The following is a 23348-nucleotide window of genomic DNA, read 5'->3' as shown; positions in this document are numbered from 1 at the left end:
TTCCTGAACACACTCTATTAATTGCAATTGAAGATGATTATACAGGAAAAGGCCTCAAAATCCAAGACAAAACATCACCCGCCCCGATCCGGCAAAGACATCGCCCGATATCACGACCTCGCTGATACCTTCGCATCTATCTCCACCGGCACCGCAGGCAGAACGCCTAAAGAACTCTCCCGCTTTTTACCAGGCTTACCGTCCTTGCCCTTGGGCCGCCATTCCCTCACCATTTCAAAAATAAGATTGCCGCTAAAATCCTGAACGTCACCTTCGGCACACTTAACCTTACAAGCCAACCCCTCATCGACGACCCTGACTTTTTCTACGCTAACTCCCGCGGGAGGATTCAATATATCGAGACGCAGTTCATTCAAAAGCCGCCGCTTTCGTGTTTTAAAAACAATTTCTTCAGACTGTCCAGCCGTAATTACCAAAGGTTGCTCAGCGTCAATCGTCACACCCGGCACCTTCCATTTCAACTTTTTCACCGCCGCTACGATTTCCTGCGTCGGCACGAGGTGTCTGTACAGAAACGCCTGCATCATGTCCTCTGCACCAACAGCCGTGCGAACAACTGTTTCCTCCCCGATCATCGCACTGCCCTCAAACTCAATATCGATCATCCCGCCCTTTAGCTCGTTGCCGGCCCTGAGCGACATGCAAACCCTGTCCGCCCCAGCCGGGATCCGCCCGCCCGTCAGCTCAAACCCCAGATCCCCCTTCACTGAAATATCTATCGGCCCGCTGTAACCGTCCTTGCGGAGCACATAAACCCAAACCGGCACCGCAAATCCCGTCCTCACGTTAATACTCGCCGGAACCACACGCAAAGCGAAATCACCCGTGGCTCGCTCCACCCGCAACCTGTACGCATACGCCTCACCGCCATGCTGCTGCACGTCCTCGACCTCTACAAAATAATCGCCGTCCTTACTTAATTCGGCCGTCAAATACGGATCCGCATGATGCGTCAGCATCCCGCTCGCATTCTTGTGCAAATGCTCATCCCCCTTGACCACATGATCATCGTTCCATGCAATAACCTCACCGCTCGCATCCATCAGCCTCACAACCGCATCCATCGGCGAATTCAGCCTGCGTGCAAACACCTCGATCGCAACCCTCTCGCCCGCACGGCCTTCAAATCGATAAACATCCACATCCCCCGCCTTACCTATTCGACCATCGACGGTCACACCGATCTCCAACTTCTGCGCCTTGCCCCTGCTCCCGTTATCCTCCTTCTCCATTCGCGATGGCAGTTCACTCACAAGATACGGCACAGCATTCGACACTTCCCCTTCGCTCCGGTAACACGTCTGTCGCAATACACCGCCCCCCTCACTCGTATCCAGCTTTAGCTCATCCGTCGCCAAGTTCCAGCCGGATATCTCCGCCGTCACATCTTTGCCCACCTGCCCGCCCAGCGGAAACATATGAGTAATGAACGGCTGCTCGCCGACCGATATGCGGTACACAAAATCCTCGCGACCCCTGTGGATCGCGTCACGAATCTCCAGCTCATACTCCCCACTCCGCTCGACCTCCCACAGCAGCACCGGATCAGGGCTGAATCGGTAATCATCCGCAAACACAACCTCATTCCCCCGCGCATCATAGATCGTCACCACCGCCTGAAACCAGCCCGGCACCGCATCCGCCAGATAAGGCACTAGCCGCCTCGCATGCGTATCCACCACCAGCTTCTGCCCCTTCTTCGCACGAAATCTGAACCGGTCCACATCGCCCGGCATTATCTGACCATTCAGCACTGCAGGCAGCTCTACAACTTTCCCTTTCGGTGCTTTAGGATAATTCTTCAGCTCCGGCATCGCCTCCTTATCATTAGGTTCCTGCTCATACACGTCCGGCCCCAAGCCAACCTCGAAAATCACAGGATTCGTCAGTCCCAACCCGGTACCGATCCGCAGTTCCCTCGGCCCCGGCTCAGCGTCCTCATCGATCTCGATCTTGATCAGCACCGATTCAGCAAGCTGTCTGTTCTGCTGCTTCAAGAACCGAGGCATAAACAGCACATCACGAATATGCGCCAGCTCCCGCAGTGAACAATCCTCGACATCGTAGAGCAGCGGATGCTCAGGCATTTTTGATCGCTCAGCCTTACCCTTTTTCTCTTTATCGCTTTCTGCCTTCTCACCACCCTTGCCAGACTGATCTTTTGCAACTTTTGCCGCTTTACGGCCTTCTTTATTTCCAGACTTATCCCCGGCCTTCTTACCCTCTACCTCCGCAAGCCGCATATCCCGCACTTCCTTCAACTTTGCGGTGATCGCCTCACGCTTTTCCTTGTTCAAGTTCCCCACCGGCCGCATATGCTTGATCACTTTAGCATGCACACCTTCACCCGAAACATGCACATCCTTCGCTCCCCACAGAAACTGTCCGCCCGCCGCAGCACGCACCACCTTACCCCGCTGTCCGCCTGCCGGATACACATAGCCAACATGCGGCTCGCGCCTGTCCACACCCCACGCTGAACAAGCAAAACAGAAAACCCCGACCAAAATAAATCGCACATGTTTCATATAAACGCCCGCTTTACATTATCTCTGTCAATCTGCCCTCGCCCTTTTCCGACCTGGGCATTACCTTAACATCCAACCCCCTCGGATTCGGCAGCTTGCCGTCCGGATCGATCCCCAGCAGCGTATACATGCTCCCGATCAGATCCTTCGGATAAACCGCCCGCTCAGCAACCTCCATGCCCTTCTCATCCGACGCGCCGATAACCCTTCCGCCCTTGAACCCGCCGCCCGCGACCAAACTGCTGAAACACTTACCATGATGCGACCGACCACCGTTCCACGGCGACTCCTTCTGTATCTTCGGCCCCCTTCCGAACTCACCGCCCCACCACACGATAGTGCTGTCCAGCAAACCACGCTCACTCAGATCTCCCAGCAGCGCCGACATAGCCTGGTCCATCTCAGGCAGCTTCCGCGCCATCGTCTCGAAATGCTGCTTATGCGTATCCCAACCCCTGTAATTGATCGTAATGTAAGGCACACCATGCTCCACCAGCCGCCTCGCCGCCAGGCACGACTGCCCGAAGGTGTTCATCCCATACCGCTCGCGCATCGCCTCCTTCTCCTGCCCCAGGTCGAACAGCTTCCTCGCATCCCCGAACATCAGATCATACGCTTCCTCCTCACACTCGTCCAGCTCAGCGAACTTCTCATTGCCGCCCATCACCCTGCCCAGCGTATCCAGCGAGTGCATCAGCTCCCGCCTGTCCTTCTGCCTTTTGTCCGAGATCCCCCTTGCGACTATCCCCTCAACCGCAAACGGCGTCCTCGCCGGATCACCACCCGTCGAAAACGGCTTGTACTTCGGCCCCAGAAAACCGGACTCCGAAAACCTGCCCTGCGGCTGCGTCAAAACAATATATGGCGGCACCAGTCCGTCATATCCGTGCTCATAACCCTTGAACACCGACACCACCGCCCCCATACTCGGATAAACCAGCCTGCCCGGCTCATGCCCAGTCTGCACCATATACGACGCCGTCTCATGACCGTTTATCCCATGCGTCATACTGCGAATTATCGAATACTTGTCCGCATGCTTCGCCAGCTTCGGCAGCATCTCGCATATCTGTACACCATCCGCATTCGTCGAGATCGGCTTCTTGTACGGCCCGCAATAATCCTCTCCCGCACCTGGCTTCGGGTCGAAAGTATCCAGGTGCGAGGGCCCGCCCCACATCCATATCTGTATCACTGATTTCGCCTTCGCTTCAGGCTTGCTCTTGCCGGTCCCACGCTTTTTCTTCTTTGCCTTCTGATCCGCCGCCAAAACCCGCGACCCGCTAACGGTCAGTCCCGCGGCCCCAACAAGCCCCATCTTCACGGCATCGCGCCGTGTCATCTCGTTCCAACCGTTCATGTTATACCCCTTATTTCATGCCCTCAGACCCGACCGCCAAACTGCAGATCAATGCCTGTAAAGAAATTCCTTCGTATTTATAAGCGCCCAGGCAATATCATGCACCGCCCTGCGATTATTCATTCCCTTCATCTCGAAATACTCCGTCACCGTCTCCCGCTCCTCAGCCGTCGGAAACCGCGACAGAATGTGCAGATAGAGCTGATTGATCATCACCTGCTTATTGCCTTTGGCCCTGCGCATCAGGTTCCGAATTCGCCACCCCTTCTCGATCTTGTTCTGAACTTGTGACGAATTTAAAAGATGAAGCCGCTGCCTCTCGGTAACCTCCCTGTTCCGCTCCGACTCCAGCCCCGTATCCCGCGAGGGCCTCCCGAACATCTCCAGGAACTGACTCGTGATGCTCCCGTCCGCAAGCTCCACCGTTTTCTCATCCGCCGGCACAAACGTGAACGGCTCGGGTATCTTGCTCGAATACCGCTCGTTAGTCCCCGATATCCAGCAAAGCGCATCTATAAGCACCTCCGCATCCAGCCGCCTCACCGGATACACCGCAAAATATCTCTCAACCTCCTCACTTTCATCAGCAGGCACCGAAGACTGCTGATAAGTATGCGAATTCAGTATCAGCTTGAACACATGCCGCAGATCATACCCGGACCCCGCCAGCTCACTCTCGAGATACTCAAGCAGCTCGGGATTCACCGCCGGATTGCCATCGCGAATATCGTCGGGCTCATGAATTATCCCCCGCCCCATCAGCCACGACCACTGCCTGTTTACGATGTTCTTCGCAAACCACGCATTATCCTTCTGAATGAGCCAGTCTGCAAACACGCCCCGCGGATCCTCGCCCGCCTTGATCGTCACCTCTTCACCATCCGGAAATCTCGCCGTAAGTTCCCCCGCGGGCCCCGGGTCCAGGCAGATTATCTGTTCCTTCCACTCAGCGGTATTCTTGTAAAGCAACCTCGAAAAGAACGCCTCCAGACCCTCGCGTTTCTCGGCATTCCACTCCTCCACCCGACACCCCATAAAAGTAAGCCCCACTGCCCGCGCGATCGCCTCAGCCTCCTCGCCCTGTATCGCGCGATAAAAGTTCACCGGCGGCACCCGGAAATTGCTCCCGCTCGATGTCAGCAGCGCCCGGGCGAATTCATCATACGGCATGTTCTCCTTCACCGCCTGCCGGATCCACCTGTAATACGCCTGCACACCGTTCGGCCACAAATTGATCGGAAACTCCGCCTTGACCCGCAGGATATCACACCACTTCAGCGCCCAGTAATCCGCAAACTCCTCCGTCTCCATCAGCTTATTGATAATGGCTCCCCGCTTGCTCCCCCTCGGGTTCTCCAGAAATCTACGCACCACCCACGGCTCAGGCAGCCGCCCCGTCATATCCAGATACACCCGCCGAATGAAAACCTCATCGCTGCAAAGCTTCGCGGGTTCGATCCCTTTTTCATCCAGCGTCGCCCGCACCAGCGCATCGATCTTGTTCCGCGCCACATACTTATCCCCGCTCTCATAAGGCTCGATAGCAGGCTCAGCCACGCAAACCCCGACAAGCACAAAGCACCACAAGCAAAATCCCGGCTTCACAACCCGCAAACACATATTCAGCCCGTCTTTCATAAGCTCCCCTTCAAGCTCTTCAAGCACAGCCTCCTGCAAGCCGTTTCAAAACAGCCTCTAAAAACAGGAACCGCACAGTGCGCATAAACCGGATTACAACTGTCCAATGACAGTCACCCGGTCCAACATCACTATTATAACGCACCTCCGCCCCCGTTAATTGCATGAAATTCACAATATAGTGACTTTTTCGTGCCGCTAGCCCGTTGCTAACTCTCCTGCCGCCCCTCGATAGCCGCCAGGAGTATCCCGCTCGCCATAAGAAGCCGCCTGTCGATCTCGCCATCCCCGTTCACAATGTCCATCGTGTACTTGAGTATGAACGGATTGAAATGCTGCTTGATCCTCGCCACTTCCCGGCCGTCATTCAATGCGATTCTATAAGTCTGCGGCATAAGATTGGTCTGCCTGCTCAGCAGCGCCCCCAGCAGACTGCTCTCAGCCAGACGCCCAACCTCGTTACCAGCCGCATCCATATAAACCCACTCGTCCTTGAACATGGACTTGAGCCCTTTCCGCCTTAAGGCTCCCACACCAACGCCAGTAGCACCATCCTGAACATAATAGGTAGCTCCCCAGTCAAGTATCTGCGGCGTCTTGATCACCAGCAGCTCCTCACCAAGCCTCTCGTCCGCATAAACCCGCAGATCCTCCTTCAGCTTGAACGCCTTCTGCTCACCATAAAAAGCCACCCCGCCCGCAGGATCATAAACATGAAACGCCCCGCCGAAAACCTTGAAAACCTTCCGCCTGAACATGTACCTGTCGTGACCGAATGACGCATGCAAAGTATTCCCACCAGCCATCATTTTCTCCTGGCAAATAAACCCGCCCCAGCGATTACAATCTACTAATATAGCAGACTATGTCAAGCAACAATTCCGGTTTATTCTCCAGTATTTTAGAAGGTATTTCAAAACTGCTCCTGGCCTCCATATCCGATAGTTAAGGTTTTTGCCGACCCCATCTCAGGAACTTCTCCATTTCGAACATGATTGGGCTGCCTTAAAATACTCAATGAACGGAAATTGGTAATATTTGTAAATTTTTGGAGACACACTTATGCAGGGACCTACAGAAATAACCTTCAAAGATGTAACCAAAACACCCGAACTCGAGGACCTGATCAACGGCAAGATTGCCAAACTCGAAAAGATCTGCCCCCAGATGATAAGCTGCCGGGTAATGGTCGAGTGCCCGCAAAAACACCCCGACACTGGCAATCCCCACCGCGTGAGAATTGATGTCACCGTTCCGCCGTCACAGGAGATCGTAGCCAAGCAGTCCGCCAGCGAAGGCGACATGCACACCCCGCTTGAAACTGTAATAAACAACACGTTCAAGGCCGCCGAAAAACAACTGAAAAAACTGTCCGAAAAAGAAAAAGGCCAGGTCAAGATACATCCCGAGCAGCAGGTCATGGGGATCGTCACAAAAATCTTCGCCGACGAAGACTACGGTTTCATCCGCACCGTCGATACAGGCGACGATGTCTATTTCCACAAAAACAGCGTTCTGCATGATGATTATGATCGGCTCAACGTCGGTACAGGCGTACGCTTTGTCGTCCATATGGGAGAAAAAGGGCCGCAGGCCAGCTCGGTAGAGATCGAGTATCAACCCAAGCCAGGAAATATTGCTTGACCGGAAACATCAATATAGAAAGGATATGCGCCTGCCAGAAGACGCATATCCTTTTTTACAATCAAAATTAGTCGGTAAAATTCAGCTCACTGAACCGCCGCATCAGGCTGTTTGACATACCTTTCCAGCATTTTTTTCAGCTCCCCCTTATCTATCGGCTTGCTGATATAATCATCGCAGCCGGCAGACAGACATCTATCTCTGTCACCCTGCATCGCATGCGCAGTCACAGCTATGATCGGTTTGCGGTATCCGCCCGCGCGAAGGAACCGCGTCGCCTCATAACCGTTCATCTCCGGCATCTGCATATCCATCAGCACAACGTCAAAATCATCCCGCCAAATCATCTCGACCGCCTCCTTACCATTACCGGCGATCACAACATCCAGCCCGAGTTTTCTAAGCATCGTCTTGATCAACTGCTGATTCGTCACGCAATCCTCAGCAACCAGTACCTTACCACTGAGTATCGCTTTCCCGGGCTCTGGCTCTTTGGCAATCTCATCAACGTACGCATACCTGTTAACGCCGTTTCGCGTTTCCTCCTTCACTCCAGCTTTCACTGTCAAACTGAACACACTGCCCTTACCCTCCTCACTTTGAACTTCGAGCCCACCTCCAAGCAGCTCCGCCAGTTGACGCGTAATAGTCAGCCCCAAGCCCGTCCCTCCATGCTTTCGCGTCGTCGAACCGTCAACCTGCGTAAATGACTCAAAGATAGCCTTTTGCCTTTCCTCCGGTATACCCGCGCCCGTGTCTTCCACGTCAAATCTGAGATATAATTCACCATCCCGCTGTTCTTTGAGTACATTGACGTAGACATGCCCTTCATCAGTAAACTTGATCGCGTTGCTCACAAGATTGATCAGACACTGTCTCACCCTGGCAGGATCCGTTTTGACCTTGTCAGGCATATCGTCACACTGTAAAACATGAAAACTCAAATCCTTGTCGATTGCCGCAGGCCGCATCAGCGATTCCATACCTGCCAGTATTTCTTCCACACTGCATTCTACCTGTTCGGTCTCCAGCTTCCCCGATTCGATCTTGCTGAAATCAAGTATGTCGTTGATCAGCCTCAGAAGATCCTCTCCGCTGTTTCGTATGATCTCGATATACTGCTTGTGATCATCCGCCAGATCTTCCCCCATCAACACATCACTGAAACCGATTATCGCATTCATAGGCGTGCGGATCTCATGACTCATATTAGCGAGGAACTCACTTTTCGCAACATTCGCTGCCGTAGCCTCTCCCGCAAGCACATTCGCTTTCTCAACCGAAGCCTCGAGCTCCTTATTGACCCTCTCTACTTCCCGTTTTGCGCTCTCGGCCCGCTCACCCGCATGCCTGATCTCCTCGGCCCAGATCTTTCGTTCGATATGCGCCGATATTATTTCACTTGCGGTACTGAGTAATTTCACATCGCCTTCATCCCAGTCTCTCACCCGCTGTGTATCGTCGAACCCGATAAAACCAAAAAAGTCCTGATTGACAAATAAAGGCAGCAATAGTATCGACTTGATATTCTGAGGCTCCAAAACTTTGCGTTCCGCTTCAGGAAAGTCTGATATGTTCCCGACTATCGCTCGCCCTTCGGACAGATCCATGTACCAACTACTCAAATCTTCGTGATAACTGACAATCTGATTGTCAGGATTTCTGATTTCTTCACTCACTCCTGATTTGCAGACCTCCCAGGCATATCTCGCACAAAGTTTACCTTTGCTTGACATGAAATTCTCAAACACATATACGCGACACGCATCACACGCTTCTCGCAAAAATTCGAGGCCCTCCTCCACGCGCTCCTCATCCGGCTCATTCCTCAGCAGCACCTGCGAACACGCTGCAAGCCCTTCCTCATACTTGAGACGCTTAGCCAGATTCTCCTCAGCCTCCTTAAGCACTGTAATGTCCTGCATGTTCTCCACGATCACCTCACGATCGTCCAGATTCACCATTCGTGCACTCTTGACAATAGGCTTGAATCCACCGTCACGTATCTTTATCCTCCCCTCAACATTATCTATAACCTCCTCATCGATCTTGGACACTACACAGAACGACATATTTCCCCCACATATCTTTCTGCAAGACTGCCCGATAAGCTCATCCCTGCTGTAGCCTGTAAGCGAACACAACTCTTCATTTACATCCAAAATCTCCCTGTCCTTACTTATAATAAGAGTAGCACCGGGCAATATCTGATACAGCCCCTTCCAACGCCGCTCACTGGCCTTGAGCCTGGCATCCTTCCGCTCCAGCTCGACCCTGTCCTCCTCCAGCCTGCCCAAAACCCCATTGAATTCCCCCGCAAGCTCCCCTATCTCATCATTTCGTTCAATGCCTATCCGGGACTCGAGATCCCCGCTCTCACGAATTCGTTTTGCCCAGTTTTTGAGTTTCGTAAGCGGTCCAATAACCGAAACGTTAAGAACACATCTTACCAGAAGCATCAAAAGAAAACTCAGACAAACAACCAGCAGCAATGAAAGCTTGATCGCAACCGAGCCGGCCCTGGACATATCCCGGCCGCTGGTAGTTTCGATTACGAATGCTTTACCTCCGCCCATTTCCGGAAATTCTAAATAGGACTTTATGTTTTCATCCCCCCTGTTTATAGGCCTGACAACAGGGTCGCTGTCACATTGAGATTGATCAGCACTCTCAACGATCGGCCATATCCTCATCGACACCCCTGTACGGCCGGAAATCTCCGAGACCAGGCTGTCGTCCAATAATCTCCCCATTACAAGGTGCCCACCAACAGGACCTTTCGATTCACTGGTCAGTATCGGACAGGCAGATACCATCATCAACCCAATGCTTGTCCTTATCACCCCCCTTGTCCGCTCTTCACCATCCAATCCCTCGATCAGATTGTATCTCGAAACCAGATCGCAGCATTTCTTTGGATCTATCGCAAATGTTGCCTCAGCACCCGATTCGTATTTTCTGCCCCATACAAAATCATCATCAGAATTGAAATATACAATTGCATTCAATCCTTCATTAACAAATGTCTCATCAATAAGATTGCTCTGTATATATTCGTCATTCTGATCGACGATAAACTGATAAGTGTCATCCCAGCAGGCCCAGTCCGCCGTCATCTGCTCTATGTGCTCGATCTCCCTTTCGATGGCTTTTGAACATCTCTGCAGGTCTTCCGTCGCATGTTCACGCTCAAGCTGTACAAAACTGGGATAGACCGCATACCGCTGCACAACATAACTGAGCAGCACAAACAGAACCACTGCAGAATAGAATATCACCCGTGACTTGTTTATCAGCTTCATAGCCTTACTCCAATTCAAACTAAGCCCGACCGACATCCATGCCGGCCGGGCTTGTCTTGCTGACAACACTCATTTAGCTGTTGAACGAATCAAAATCGTCATCACTGCCGAATGGTATGCTCTTCTCAGCTTCCAACTTATCCTGTGGGACTTCCTTGCCCTTAGCTATCTGATGAAACGCCTGGTCACTGCTGTCAAGCTTACGAGCTGGCCTGCTGGCCTTGTTTGCAGATCTGCTAACTGTCACATTGCCGTGAGCATTCTTACCGCCAACCAGCTCAACAAGTTCCGAAACCACCATGTTCATCTGTTCCGCCTGTGCACTGAGCTCTTCAGAGGCACTGGCACTTTCCTCGGCGTTGGCTGCGTTCTGCTGTGTCACCTTATCCATCTGTGTCACAGCCGTATTGACCTGGTCGATCCCCTGCGACTGCTCCTGACTCGCCGCTGCGATCTCAGAAACAAGGTCCGTCGTCTTGCTCACACGCTCTACGATCTCACCCAGAGCTTCCGCCACTTCACCTGCGATCTCCACACCATGCTTGCTGTTCTTGACCGATTCCTCGATCATCGAAGAAGTATCCTTCGCTGCCTCAGCCGAACGCATCGCGAGATTACGAACCTCTTCAGCTACAACGGCAAATCCCTTGCCCGCTTCACCGGCCCTCGCTGCTTCAACCGCTGCGTTCAGCGCCAGCAGATTCGTCTGGAACGCGATCTCATCGATAACCTTGATGATCTTCGCGGTCTCATCCGAAGACTTTTGAATGTCCTCGATAGCAGAATTCATCTTGCCCATCGCCTCATTACCGCGATCGGCACTTGTCCGTGCCTCACCCGCCAGCATACTTGCCTGCTGTGCATTGTCCGCGTTCTGCTTGGTCATACTGCTCATCTCTTCCAGGCTAGACGAAGTCTCCTCGAGACCCGCAGCCTGTTCCGTGGCACCCTCGGCCAGTGACTGAGACGCAGCCGATACCTGACCCGAAGCACTCGCAACCTGCTCACTGCCTTCACGCAGACCGGCGATGATCCTGTTGACGGGCTTGACAATACCGCGTGCTATAACAAACGCAAGCAGAGTACCGCAAATAACACCAGCAACAACCATCACGATCATAATAACATTCGTCCTTGCGATCGCAGCATCTGAGCGTGCATCCAGATCTTTCTCAAACTCATTGATGTTATTCAGTATCTTGCTCGCCACAGCGGCCATCTCACCGCCCGCCTTACGCTCAGCAAGCACTCCCTGGTAGAAATTCTGCCCGGCAGCTTTATAGTCGGCAACGAATTTTTCCAGATCACTTACAGTTGAATCGAGCTTCGATTCTCCAGCCGCAATCTTCTTCCAATCTTCAAGGCCCGCCTCAACCTTGGCAAGCTGTTTGCTGTAATTCTCATACGACGAATCGGTCTTGGTCATTGCAAGGTATACACCCGTAACTCTCAGCAATATAAAGTTCTGAACGAACTCCTGATCCAGCGTTGTTCCAATGACCGCCCATTTCTCGAGCTTCTCGAGATTATCCTTTTCACGCGCATCTTTTCTCTCAGGACCTATCACATCGCTAACAACTTCACTTATCGATTCGGTAACTGCCCAGCCCACACGAGACCACTCCGCAAAGGAGTCATCACACATCTTGCGCGCAGCCTGCTGATCCTCAAATGTCTCACGGTAATCCTTCGCCAACGGCAAAGATGCCTCCACCAGCTCATCCTCTTTCTTGCTAAGGCCCTCAGCATCTTTGAGGTTGTTCATACTTGCCGTGAAGACTTCAAAATCTTTTTCCCATCGATCCACCGCTGTCTCTTCACTGCCTTCATACTTCTCGAACCCCTGTTGCTGAAATGCCCTTCTTTCCATGCCGCACTTATACAGCGAATTCAGCATCACCGTTGCCTCATCTCCAAGCGCAACCATCTTCTCGGTCTTGCCGAATCCAAGCACACCAGTCACGCCGATCACCGCTGCGATCAGCACAACGATCCCAAAACCTACACCGATCTTCATTCCCAATTTCATGTTCTTAAACATTTGTCATGCTCCCTTATTAAATCCATTTACGTGCAAACCGAAAACGCATTTCGATCACTCTTAAACTATTGCCGGCCTCCTGCCGGACTTTCTCTCCCCCAGTCTGATGAATCACATCTTGTGCTGCTGAACTCGACCAGTCATTATTCTTTCTTGTCTGACTTTGCGCGCACTTCGCCCGCCTTAGTAACTCTTCTCGTTAAATTTTCAGGTTTGCGGTGCCCTAGCCTTCGAACATCCCTGCGACATCCGAATTGCACAGCACCTTATCGATATCGAGCAGGATCTTCACAGTATCGCCGATCTTGCCGATCCCCAGAATATAGTCCGTGCCGACCGAAGAACCAAACTGAGGCGTCTCTTCGATATTCTCGCCCGCAATATCAAGCACTTCCGAAACACGATCAACCACGATACCCGTGCTGATCTGGCGACCGCCCTGCTCGAACTCGACCACGATAATACAGGTCTCCTGCGTTCTCTCCGCAAGCTCCATTCCGAACTTGGCCCGAAGATCCACTACAGGAATAACCTGACCGCGAAGATTGATAACCCCAAGTACGTACCCAGGCGTCTGCGGCACACTCGTCACATCGATGTAACCGATGATCTCCCGAACCTTAAGGATCTCAAGACCGAATTCCTCATTCGCAAGCACAAATGTCAGATACTTGCCCTCTCGCTCGAGAAGCGCCCTTGACTCGCCGCCTTCTTTTTTTGCAACTCTCTCAGCCATAACAAACTCCAGTTTACCACAATTAGTCGTTACCGTTTTCTGACCACCTGATTGGTCATTCCACAGTTCGACCTCCAAACTGAAGTCGTTAATAAAGAAATGCACCTACTCGCTAGTTTTTTCTACCTACAAGCGCGCAAAACACCCCCATTTTGCTCTCATTCAGGAAATATCATCCGACCGCGCCTCCAAAAGAACTTAAAATACAGACGCAATGCAGACACAGATTTGTTTTATAGGACTTTTATCGAAGCAAGCAGCGAACTAAAAGACAGCATAATTAGCTTTAAGCTGAAAATGTGTGGGTAAAATCACCCCCCACGCATAATTATACCCAGACCGAATCAGCCCTGGTTCAGGTCCTCGTCCTTGGTCAGATACCGCACAAGCTCGGCCAGCGAACCGGCCTCCATCTTGTCCATTACCCGCTTGCGGTGTATTTCAACTGTTCGCGGGCTCACATCGAGCTCCATCGCCACGACCTTGTTGGGCTTACCCTCAGCCACCAGGTACATCACTTCCTTCTCACGCGGCGTCAGTCGTCTCATGCGTTCGTGGAATCCCTCAAGCTTGACGCGCCATTCCTGTTCCATCTCCTTGCGCCTTCGCTTGGCCGTCACATCCTCAACCACCGCCAGCAACCCAACGACCTTACCGTCATTGTCCCGACGATAGTTCCAGTTGATCTTCAGGTCTATGATATCCCCTTGCCGGGTCTTATTCTTGCCTTCCCAGATCGCCGGAGCGGGCTCCTTCTCAAATATATCGTTAAGGCACTGCTCTATCCTTGCCTGCTCAGCTTCATCAGAAGCAAAATCGCAGGCCTTCCTGCCTATAACGTCCTCACGCGGATACTGCAGCATCTGAGCATACGGCGCATTGCAGTACACGATCTTGTGATCCCGGTCAAGCTCCTGAATGCCAAGCGGCACCGTATCGACCAGAACCCGGCTCCACGACTCACACTCACACAACGCTTCCTGAGTCTTCTTATAATCAGTTATCTCACACACCGAACAAAGAATACCGACAGGCTCTCCGCCAGGCGACTTAAGCTGCACCATATGCGCAAGCGCAGTAAACTGCTCACCGTCACGGCGTTTCGGGTAGATCTCACCCTTGAACTCGCCCTGCACCTTTACTTCACGGCGCAACGCTTCCGCCTTTCCCGGCGTACTCTCGTGCTCAGCATATATCGACACATCCTTACCCACCATCTCATCAGGCGTGTAACCGAACATGCGAGCAAAAACACTGTTCACAAACACGATCTTACCGTCCATGTCTGAGATAGAGATCCCGCCGGGAACCTGTGACAACACCTGGGCCATGTACCGCCCGCCGTCACCGGAACCCTTTAGCCCTTCAAATACGGACTGAAGGCCCTTTACCATTTCATTCTCTCCGCTATTCATGTCATCCTTCATTGCACTGCCCCCGCTTCCATTTTTCCGCTCTGAACCCCCATCATTAACCGCTATAATAACAGGATTTATCTCAAAGTCAAAAACTTACGAACTGCGATTAATTACAACCTGCATTTTAAAATTAACGAAATAGATGCAAACCGCTTAACTAAATTCGCAAAAGAACACACTTCTATGTAGTAATACGCACGCAAGGGCTATTTGGCTCTAAAATTCTTTAAGACACCATATTTTTACTATTTTGCTCCGACTTTCAACTGTAAATTCGAAAAATTCTTATTTAGGAGTCCTACTGCAAAAGGCTTTCAATCCTCGATCACCTCGTAAACACGCACATAATCCACCTTGAAATAGTCCGGCAGCTTCGCCTTAGTGATATCACCCGCCCATTCCCCGATCTCATTGCTCAAAAAAGCAAATTCAGGCACCTGCGAAACTCCGCCCGCACTCGTCCGCCACGTCTCCTTGCCGTTCACATAGAACACGTATTCATCCTCCTTCCACCAGATCCCGAACCGGTGCCAACCCTCCTTCACCCGCGGATTCATCGAAACCTTCCCCATGCTCTTATGATGCTCACCGTACCCGTCCCAGTGCAGCGTATGCTGCACCCTGCCGTCCCGCCACGGCCACTCCATCACGTCGATCTCCGTTCCGTCCCTGCCCTCGTCGCCGATCGAGGTCACCCCGTCGCAGTGTATCCAGAACGCACTCCAGTGCCCTTCCTCCTTCGGCAGCTTCGCCCTGCATTCCCAGTACCCCTGCTTATGCTCGAACTTGCCCTTCGTCCACATCGCCCCGGAAGTATACCGATCACCATCCTTCTTCGTCCGCAGCACCAGCAACCCCTCGCCGTCTACATACGCATCCTCCTTCACCCACCAGTGATCCCGCCGTCTATGGTCACCCCGCACCTCCCACTTGCTCTCGTCGATCTCATCACCGTCAAACTCGTCGCTCCACACCATCGCCCAACGCTCACCGTCCCCCAGCATCGGCAGCATCGTCTCCACACTCACCTCGCCCCACGCCTGCTCCTTGCTCCACCTGTCCCGCATCTTCAGCCTCGGCTCGTCCTTCCAGAACCCCACCGGCAGCCACACATACCGCGAATCCTTAAAATCCTTCGGGTTCCATATATCCGCCATGAAAATGTACGCCCCCTCGATCCCCGCAACATCCAGCACGAACGTACTCTGAGTCCCCCACGACTTGTCCTTCTCGCGCCCCATCCACGGATTGTCCATCTCCTCCCACGGACCCATCACAGAATCCGCAACCGCACTCCGCGCCGCATTCGGCGCCCAGCCCGTACACCCCGACGCGATCAGATAATACTTCCCGCCCCGCTTGAATATCGCCGGCGCCTCCATATACCGCCCCTCGAACGCACGCACCCACTCACCGCTGAATCCCGTCCAGTCCTCGTCAAGCTCATGAATGTGCAGCGTAGCGTTTTCCTCGCTCGCCGTCAGCAGATACGCCTTGCCCCCGTCCACAAAAACCGTCATATCCCGGCTCATCTGCCCGCCCTCAAAATCGCGAGCCAGCACCGTATCCGTCTTTTCCTCCTCTTCCACATTCTCAGGCCACACCCCCGCCTCGGGCCGATAGCTCCGCACATACTCATAGGGCCCAGCCACCGAATCACTCACCGCAACCCCCGCCCGCGCAGCCTTGTAATCACTCGAATCGATATGCATCCACATCACGAACTTCTCAGTCGCAGGATTATAAACCACCTTAGGCCGCTCCACGACCTGCTTATAATACAGATCGTGCTCCTCATTCTCCGCCTCACGCTTGAGCACAACCCCCTCGAACTTCCAGTTATACAGATCCTTCGACGAATAACACGAAACCCCGCCGACCCGCTCCTTCATCTCCTTCGGCGCATCCGCCGGCGCCTTGTAGCTCTCGATCGGCAGATACTGCCCGAACCAGTAATACACCCCCTCATGAAACAGCACCCCGCCCCCGTGCGCATGTATCACCTCACCGTCAACATCCCGCCAAACCTCCCCCGGCTCAAAATACCACCGCTTCTCACTAACCTCCTGCCCACACAAAACACCGCAAAAAACAAACCCCGCCAAAATCCCGAACACAAAACCAGAACGAATATACCTACCCATAATTCAAAACTCCATCAAAAACAACAACTCACAAAAACCACAGCCACATAATACCACTAACCCACCAAACAATCCAGCCAATCAACCCCAACTACTCGCCATCCTCCAAAACAATATCCGCCACCTCAACCACCCCCGCCCCGAGAACCTCTGCCGTCACATCCACTCTACCAAACAAGTATTCACCCTCATCTTTTTTCGGTTTCTTGTAAACAAATACGCCGCAATATCTATCCACCGGAACAGCACTGAAAGCGAATTCCCCGTTTGCATCCGTCTTTGTCTCGCCCAGCCAAATCCATGTTGTCTCGCTCACCTTAACTGAAATCTTAACTTCTGCGTTCGGCACAGCTTCGCCATCCTTATCTACAACCCGCCCTCTTAATTTGCCTCCTTCGCGGAGCACCAATTTGATCGGCTCTCCGCCAAATTCGGCTTCCTGCATCGCAAACAGATTGAGGTGCTAAACGGATGACGGACACTTGATCGGCACCCCAAACTCACCCGTCGCATTTGCCTTCAGTTTTCCCAGCACCTGCCACCCTACAGTCTCCGCCTGCCACGCCCAACCCGACCTGTAAACTGTGATATCCGCACCGCCAATTGTGCGCCCAGCATCATCAAAAACCCTTCCCCTGATCACAACATTCTCGCCTTCATTAGCTACCCCATTACCCCCAGCCTCAGCCGTTCCAGCCGCAACAGCAGGTCCACCGCCAGAAACCCCACCAACCAGCATCATCACAACAATACCAAAAACCCAAAAACGCCTGCGTATCATGATATCTCCTGTCGATCTATTCACGTAAAACTCTACTTCTTCCTCACAACAACTTCCTTCTGCACAATCTCACCAGGCCGCAGATCTTCAGAACCAACAATCAGTTGAACAGAACCATACTTCCACGCACCTATCCGGATATTGTAATAGAAACCCTCCGGCAACTTCGCAAGACCGCGGATCATCAGCGTCTTATCCTTCTGCCGCTCTCCTCTGTTCATAGACACTTTGCCAGGATAATTAAAATCAAAAAGGCTTTCATACTCCTTGCTTTCACCCCAACCGTACTTGATAAATGCATTATGGAGCTGAACCTTCTCCCCTGATTCGGTCCTCCCGCTGACTTGTAAAGTGCATTCCGGTTGCATGACTACGTCAACTTCTCCGGCCAATCCGCCAACCGAATGTATCGCGGTACAACCCCAGAGTTTTTGCTTCGGCTCGATACCGATCACCAGGAACTTATCCGGGTTCTTGTCATAGACGCTCACGTACGCACCCAATTTACCATTTACCGGGGTTGCATCACGCAACCCTGAAAAATCAAACATATATGAATACAGGTTAACATCCTTCATCGCGTACCCGTCCTGATCGACAACAGTCACATCCATCCAATTCTTCTTTTTACGCACAAGTTGAACGCGATACGTCTCGCCAACTACAACCTCTAGTTTATCACTTGCCGCATAATGTGTTTTAGGCCAATCAGATTTTATTTCGCAAACACCAGGACCTACTTTCGCACGGTAGATACCATTCTCATCAGGCTTCGCTAAGAGAAAGTTACCGTTACTCGGACTCACGGTAACAGAACGAACCTCTTGCAGCATCGCTCTGCCTGTCCCTTCTTCGATCACTTCGATCTCAAGTTCAGCACTCGCAACTGGCTCGGCAGACCTGTCCAACTTACCGCGAATCAAACGCGATTTCTCTGTCAAACGTAATCCCTCCACCCCAGCAGATGTCGAAGTCAGAAGTTCCCAGTTCTCTCCATCTTCGTTTTCATCATACTCAATATTCACCTTACCCTTGCAAACGCCTTCAAATTCGAATTTGCCGCTTTCGTCCGTTGTACAATAAAGATCTTCAGGCTGCCCCGACCCTGTCAATCGCAGTGGAACACCAACAAAGGGATACGCCTCGGGATTCACCAGCATCCCACTGACCGACAAGTCTCTGCTTGCAAGAACGAATTCTCCTCCTTCGACCGTATTCGTCCCATCAGAAACAAACAAATATCCTCCTGACATATAATTCCTGCGAATCTTAGTCCGACTGAAAACACTCTTAAGACATTCACCAAAACCTTCAGCCTTCACCTCAACTAACAGCCTCTGCTCCCAGGGCATATTCAGTTTAAACCTGCCATTGGCATCCGATTCGACCATCCAGCAAAAATCGGGTTCCTCGCTAAAAGGACCACCCTCAGATATTTTAAAACCGCATTTCGCCCCAGAAATTGCATTACCATTCCCGTCAACAACCCGACCACTGAATTCCACAGCCGGCTGCATCTTAATAGTTGCTTCTTTTTTCAGATCAGTCATTCCGCATCTGCCGCCAGATTCATCGTATGCAAACAGATAGCGTTTTGCATACCGCTTTTCTGTGGTGTATTCCTTGGGATCGAAACTGAAATCACCCTCAGAACCTGTCACTGCCACAGGTTCACTGCTCTCCGCGATCATGATCTTTACACCTGCCACACCTCTGCCTTCTTCATCGACACACCTGCCGAAGATCCCCGCCCGATGGATCGCTTTAAGCTCAAAACCTTGTCCCTCTTCGCCGGACATCTCTATCTCCCGTTCAGCAGGGTCGATCTTATGATCTTCCTTAGCCGCTATCAATTTAAACCGGCCGGGGGCAAGTTTATACCTGACGACACCTGACTCATCCGTTTGCAATTCAATCTCCGGCTTGGACCTGCCCTCCTCCAGTGGAACCATTTTAATCTGAACCGAAGGAACAGGTTCGCCTGAATTGTCAGTAACTCGAACTACTATCTCGCGGATCGGGTCCAACTCGATGCTGCATACCCCGCGACTTCCTTCGTCGATTTCGATATACTGCTTTTTACCGCTGAGACCTTTCTCATTAGCCGTCGCCTCATCAGCATATATCTTGTAAACCCCAGCAGGCAGGTTTTTAGCTGTGAAATCGCCATCTTGATCAGTCACACACAAACGCTGATCATTCTCCAGAGTGTTACCCACATAGACTTTGCGTTCACCGCCGAAATAGCTCTTCATCACGTACGGCGAAATACGCCCGGTCTGTCTTCCCATATAAACATTGATACCGTCAATTCCTTCGCCAGTCGCACCATTCACTACAGCGCCCTCCAAGCTGCACTCCCTGGCAATTACAATTTCCACATTCTCCGTACCAGGCTCGAACCGTTCCTTCTCATTTTCAAAGCCAACAAACTCTCTGCCGTATCCTTCAGCTCTGACACCTACTCCGCACGTCATTTTATTCGGAAGATTATCGAACACAAACTTCCCATGGTTATCCGTCTTACAACGGAACCACTTGTTCATCATATTATAAACTTTTACATCTTCATAAAACGGTGCCATCATAATGACATCCGCATCGACAACAGCTCGACCGTTCGAATCTACAACTCGACCAGCAAATCTAACAGGATTACTTTCTAACTCAATTAGATTGAACGTCCCTTCGAAATATTGTCCCATAGGTGAATATCCAATCGAATACCCTTCCGCCCAGATGATCGCGTAATAATCATCGACATCATCCAAAGCCTTAGTCATAACTTTTGCAAAACCTGTTTCGGTCGTATATGCCGAGCCTACAAGTGTGATCTCGGACTTGAAAATTGATTCGCTGCTCTTTTGCACAGCATAAATTTCCACCAGCGCCCCCTCGATTGGTTCCTTCTTATCATTAATCACCTTGCCTGCATACTCCTCCGCGCCCAAAACTATATCCGCCGGACGCACAACTGACTCAAATGCATCAGCTACGTCAATCCGGGCCGACCCGTAATCTCCCTCATATGATGCTTGAACAGTATAGCTGTGCTTCGGCACGAGTGTTTTAAAACTATACTCGCCCCGCTCATCTGTCTTGCAATCCCCGAGAAAACTTCGCCCCCCATACTCACTGCCCATACGAAGGCTGACTCCTACCCCTGCTATTCCCTCACCGTCAAACCCGACGACCCTTCCTTCTATCGCCATGGCATCCTCTAGCATCACCTCCACTTTCGTCGTCGAAGCATCTATATCAGCCATACCCACGCGATTGTTCGCCTTATCCCGCACGAATAATACACCAGTGTTTCCGTCACCCTCATTATAGATAGTGAACCTGCCCTCGGCATCTGTCTTTGGCTTCTCATATCCTCTACGCCATACCAGCTCAACATAGGGCACACCCCTCCCGCTGGCATCCACAACTCTGCCCTGTATCGTCTGCTCAGCTTTCAACGCAAACGCAGTCTCGGTTCGCCCGCCCTCATCCACAGTAACCGAAAGCTGTTCCGCCAAGCCTCCATAACCTGCTTTATGAACGCCCTGGATAACATACTCGCCAGGCTCCACAACCATCTCAGCAACACCTTCTTTATCCGTCAGCGCACCCTCCTGCGAACTCCACGTCATTTTATCTCGCAGATCGATCATCGCGCCCTTTATCCCTGTCCCCGTATCCTCATCGGCCACGGTCACAACAATGGTACCCCCTTGCGAAAGCTTAAGGACAACCCCCTGCTTCGTCTCTCCCTTACCAACCTCTACCCGCACTGGCTCACCAAATCCCTTCACCTCCGAACCAGGTTCATTGTATATCTGCACCCTGTAAGTCCCTGGCAAAAGCTCATTCAGACTGAATGTCCCATCTGTCCCGGATTTATTAGTTGACGTCGAGATCGTCATCCCTTTCATATAATCCGATTCCGTCAAATATCCCAGCACTACAGCACCAGCCACCGGCTCACCGCTGTCACCGTTCACAACCTTCCCCTCTATCGCACCCGCCGCGGGTAGCTCTATCACAATATCCGTATCACCTACCTTATAGCCCTCACCGCCCGCATACCGAGTCGCCTTACCCTCAGCCGTCACATAGAACATAGCGATCGCCCTCCGGGGTATATGAGTGAATCTGAATCGCCCCTGCTCATCCGTCTTCATCTTCAAAGCATCGAACATCCCCTCTTCACCAAACGCCCGCTCGCCAAATCTGAACATTCCTCGCACTTCGGCCCCCTTGATCGGCCTGCCTCCCTCATCCACAATCTTTCCTTCAATTACGCCAGGCTCACCCAGCACGATTGCGACTTCTTCCGGCTCAGCAGCCACCATATTCGCCCACCCCAGCGCATAACCCGCCTTGGTAGCAACGACCGTAATATATGTCCTCTCTCCCGCCTTGACCGAAACATCAAATTCACCCGTCGCGTCAGTCTTACCCTGCCCCGCAATCTCCGGCTCCGGATACTCCGCACTCCGCGTCATCTCCCGCGTATAAACCAGAATTGTAACCCCATCGACAGACTCACCAGCCGCATCGACCACCCTGCCACCGACAACCACCCGACCATCACCGGTATCACCCCCAAAAACCCCACCAGCCACCAACATCGCGATTAAACAAACTACCCAAATACGGCTCATCATAGAAATCTCTCCTGCTTTATAAATTTATTCACAAATTTGCAAACTTTAAATGTCATTGTTAAGTATTTTTAAACGCCGCCGCCAATCTCAAAAACCGTCACCTCCGGCCTCGCACAGAACCGCACACGCGGCGCACCACCGCCCTCCATACCGATCCCACGGCTGACATAAACATCCATTCCCCCCACCTCATACCGCCCCGCCTCGTACTTCTTGCCGAACTCCGAAAACGTGATCAACGCCCCATACCACGGCAGCGCAACCTGCCCCCCATGCGTATGCCCGCACAGATACAGATCGAACCCCTCCACGCTCTCCACCAGGTCAGGCGTATGATACAGCAAAATATTGTACGCACCCTCCGCCACCTCAACACTGCCCGGCCGATCCCCGTACCCGAGCCCCGTCACACAAACCTCCGCCCCGTCCTTCTCGATCATCTGCCTCTCCCCGTCCAGCAGCACAAACCCGGTCCCCTCCAGCAGCCCCTCCGCATCGTTCCGCCATTCCCAGTTCCCGCTCACCGCAAACTTGCCCGCCTTCGCCTCTATCGCACCCATCGTCCGCCGAAACAACTCCTCCGCTTCCGCATGCCCGACATCCCCCGCCGCCGGATTCAGCATATCCCCCGTAAAAACCACGATATCCGCATCCGCCGCGTTCACCGCCGCCACCAGCTCCTCCTCGCACCGCTCTACCGGATCACAGTGCAGATCCGAAAAATGCACCACCCGCAGCGAACTGTCCGCAAGCTCCCCAGCCTTCACCCGCACCTCACTCACATCCAGCCAGTAAGGCTCCACCCAGTAACCCCACACCAGGCACCCCGCCGTAACAAGAAAAACGACATGCACCAGAACCGCATACCTGTTCACCAGACTCTGCCATCCACCTTTGCCCCGCTTCAGCCACGCCCGCACCAGCAGAGAAATCTCCGCCCAGAACACCAACAGTATCCCGCCCGCAAACAACATAAAAACCAGCCTGAAAAACATTACGCCGTACCCCTAAAACAATCGCTCCGACCCCGGCACCCACTCGGACACCGCCAGCCGCTCTATATTTGCCCCCATTCTACACACA

The 23348-nt window shown here is 52.4% G+C and carries 14 protein-coding genes; 1 reads left to right on the top strand and 13 read right to left on the bottom strand.

Annotation, left to right across the window (positions count from 1 at the left end):
- Positions 1-110 precede the first annotated feature (110 nt).
- The 4 genes from STSP2_RS04935 to STSP2_RS04920 all read right to left on the bottom strand — a co-directional run bounded on the left by STSP2_RS04935 (position 111) and on the right by STSP2_RS04920 (position 6353).
- The gene (locus STSP2_RS04935; RefSeq protein WP_146660393.1) at positions 111-2549 is read right to left on the bottom strand and encodes a pre-peptidase C-terminal domain-containing protein; all 2439 of its coding nucleotides are present in this window, start codon (positions 2547-2549) and stop codon (positions 111-113) included.
- 13 nt (positions 2550-2562) lie between these two features.
- Positions 2563-3909, bottom strand: coding sequence for a DUF1501 domain-containing protein (locus STSP2_RS04930; RefSeq protein ID WP_146660391.1), 1347 nt, complete (start codon positions 3907-3909; stop codon positions 2563-2565).
- A 48-nt stretch (positions 3910-3957) separates the two neighbouring features.
- Positions 3958-5547: a DUF1553 domain-containing protein gene (locus STSP2_RS04925; RefSeq protein ID WP_146660389.1), complete on the bottom strand. Its 1590-nt coding sequence runs from the start codon at positions 5545-5547 to the stop codon at positions 3958-3960.
- Between the two features lie 209 nt (positions 5548-5756).
- Positions 5757-6353: an LURP-one-related family protein gene (locus tag STSP2_RS04920; RefSeq protein WP_205848004.1), complete on the bottom strand. Its 597-nt coding sequence runs from the start codon at positions 6351-6353 to the stop codon at positions 5757-5759.
- Between the two features lie 256 nt (positions 6354-6609).
- On the opposite strand from STSP2_RS04920, the gene STSP2_RS04915 reads away from it, so the two are divergent.
- The gene (locus STSP2_RS04915) at positions 6610-7191 is read left to right on the top strand and encodes an HPF/RaiA family ribosome-associated protein (protein WP_146660386.1); all 582 of its coding nucleotides are present in this window, start codon (positions 6610-6612) and stop codon (positions 7189-7191) included.
- An 86-nt stretch (positions 7192-7277) separates the two neighbouring features.
- Here STSP2_RS04915 and STSP2_RS04910 read toward each other — a convergent pair whose 3' ends face one another.
- The 9 genes from STSP2_RS04910 to STSP2_RS04870 form a co-directional block, all read right to left on the bottom strand.
- Positions 7278-10493 carry a CHASE4 domain-containing protein gene (locus STSP2_RS04910; RefSeq protein WP_169853000.1) on the bottom strand — a complete coding sequence of 1072 codons (3216 nt, stop codon included), beginning with the start codon at positions 10491-10493 and terminating at the stop codon, positions 7278-7280.
- A gap of 73 nt (positions 10494-10566) precedes the next feature.
- On the bottom strand, positions 10567-12534 hold the full coding sequence (locus STSP2_RS04905) for a methyl-accepting chemotaxis protein (RefSeq protein WP_146660382.1): 1968 nt from the start codon (positions 12532-12534) through the stop codon (positions 10567-10569).
- A 223-nt stretch (positions 12535-12757) separates the two neighbouring features.
- Positions 12758-13270, bottom strand: a complete 513-nt coding sequence (locus tag STSP2_RS04900) for a chemotaxis protein CheW (protein WP_146660381.1) — start codon at positions 13268-13270, stop codon at positions 12758-12760.
- 344 nt (positions 13271-13614) lie between these two features.
- The gene (locus STSP2_RS04895; protein WP_146660379.1) at positions 13615-14697 is read right to left on the bottom strand and encodes a PAS domain S-box protein; all 1083 of its coding nucleotides are present in this window, start codon (positions 14695-14697) and stop codon (positions 13615-13617) included.
- Between the two features lie 305 nt (positions 14698-15002).
- A complete protein-coding gene (locus tag STSP2_RS04890; RefSeq protein WP_146660377.1) occupies positions 15003-16832 on the bottom strand; it encodes a family 43 glycosylhydrolase in 1830 nt (609 codons plus the stop codon).
- Positions 16833-16923: 91 nt separating this feature from the next.
- Entirely contained in the window at positions 16924-17277 is a 354-nt protein-coding gene (locus tag STSP2_RS04885; RefSeq protein ID WP_146660375.1) for a carboxypeptidase-like regulatory domain-containing protein, read from the bottom strand.
- Between the two features lie 18 nt (positions 17278-17295).
- A complete protein-coding gene (locus STSP2_RS04880; RefSeq protein ID WP_146660373.1) occupies positions 17296-17613 on the bottom strand; it encodes a peptidase associated/transthyretin-like domain-containing protein in 318 nt (105 codons plus the stop codon).
- A gap of 32 nt (positions 17614-17645) precedes the next feature.
- On the bottom strand, positions 17646-22265 hold the full coding sequence (locus STSP2_RS04875) for a carboxypeptidase-like regulatory domain-containing protein (RefSeq protein ID WP_146660371.1): 4620 nt from the start codon (positions 22263-22265) through the stop codon (positions 17646-17648).
- Positions 22266-22333: 68 nt separating this feature from the next.
- A complete protein-coding gene (locus tag STSP2_RS04870; RefSeq protein ID WP_146660369.1) occupies positions 22334-23260 on the bottom strand; it encodes a metallophosphoesterase in 927 nt (308 codons plus the stop codon).
- Positions 23261-23348 lie beyond the last annotated feature (88 nt).

It is taken from the genome of Anaerohalosphaera lusitana (assembly GCF_002007645.1).
GTDB lineage: Bacteria > Planctomycetota > Phycisphaerae > Sedimentisphaerales > Anaerohalosphaeraceae > Anaerohalosphaera > Anaerohalosphaera lusitana.
The sequence above is the reverse complement of the archived record's forward strand: the minus strand, read 5'-3'. Positions and strand labels throughout refer to the sequence as shown.

Excerpts from the sequence above, each read along its gene's own strand:
- STSP2_RS04905 (WP_146660382.1), bottom strand. The coding sequence starts at position 12,534 with ATGTTTAAGAACATGAAATTGGGAATGAAGATCGGTGTAGGTTTTGGG.
- STSP2_RS04925 (WP_146660389.1), bottom strand. The coding sequence starts at position 5,547 with ATGAAAGACGGGCTGAATATGTGTTTGCGGGTTGTGAAGCCGGGATTT.
- STSP2_RS04890 (WP_146660377.1), bottom strand. The coding sequence starts at position 16,832 with ATGGGTAGGTATATTCGTTCTGGTTTTGTGTTCGGGATTTTGGCGGGG.
- STSP2_RS04895 (WP_146660379.1), bottom strand. The coding sequence starts at position 14,697 with ATGAAGGATGACATGAATAGCGGAGAGAATGAAATGGTAAAGGGCCTT.
- STSP2_RS04935 (WP_146660393.1), bottom strand. The coding sequence starts at position 2,549 with ATGAAACATGTGCGATTTATTTTGGTCGGGGTTTTCTGTTTTGCTTGT.
- STSP2_RS04870 (WP_146660369.1), bottom strand. The coding sequence starts at position 23,260 with ATGTTTTTCAGGCTGGTTTTTATGTTGTTTGCGGGCGGGATACTGTTG.
- STSP2_RS04930 (WP_146660391.1), bottom strand. The coding sequence starts at position 3,909 with ATGAACGGTTGGAACGAGATGACACGGCGCGATGCCGTGAAGATGGGG.
- STSP2_RS04915 (WP_146660386.1), top strand. The coding sequence starts at position 6,610 with ATGCAGGGACCTACAGAAATAACCTTCAAAGATGTAACCAAAACACCC.
- STSP2_RS04900 (WP_146660381.1), bottom strand. The coding sequence starts at position 13,270 with ATGGCTGAGAGAGTTGCAAAAAAAGAAGGCGGCGAGTCAAGGGCGCTT.
- STSP2_RS04885 (WP_146660375.1), bottom strand. The coding sequence starts at position 17,277 with ATGCAGGAAGCCGAATTTGGCGGAGAGCCGATCAAATTGGTGCTCCGC.
- STSP2_RS04875 (WP_146660371.1), bottom strand. The coding sequence starts at position 22,265 with ATGATGAGCCGTATTTGGGTAGTTTGTTTAATCGCGATGTTGGTGGCT.
- STSP2_RS04920 (WP_205848004.1), bottom strand. The coding sequence starts at position 6,353 with ATGGCTGGTGGGAATACTTTGCATGCGTCATTCGGTCACGACAGGTAC.
- STSP2_RS04880 (WP_146660373.1), bottom strand. The coding sequence starts at position 17,613 with ATGATACGCAGGCGTTTTTGGGTTTTTGGTATTGTTGTGATGATGCTG.
- STSP2_RS04910 (WP_169853000.1), bottom strand. The coding sequence starts at position 10,493 with ATGAAGCTGATAAACAAGTCACGGGTGATATTCTATTCTGCAGTGGTT.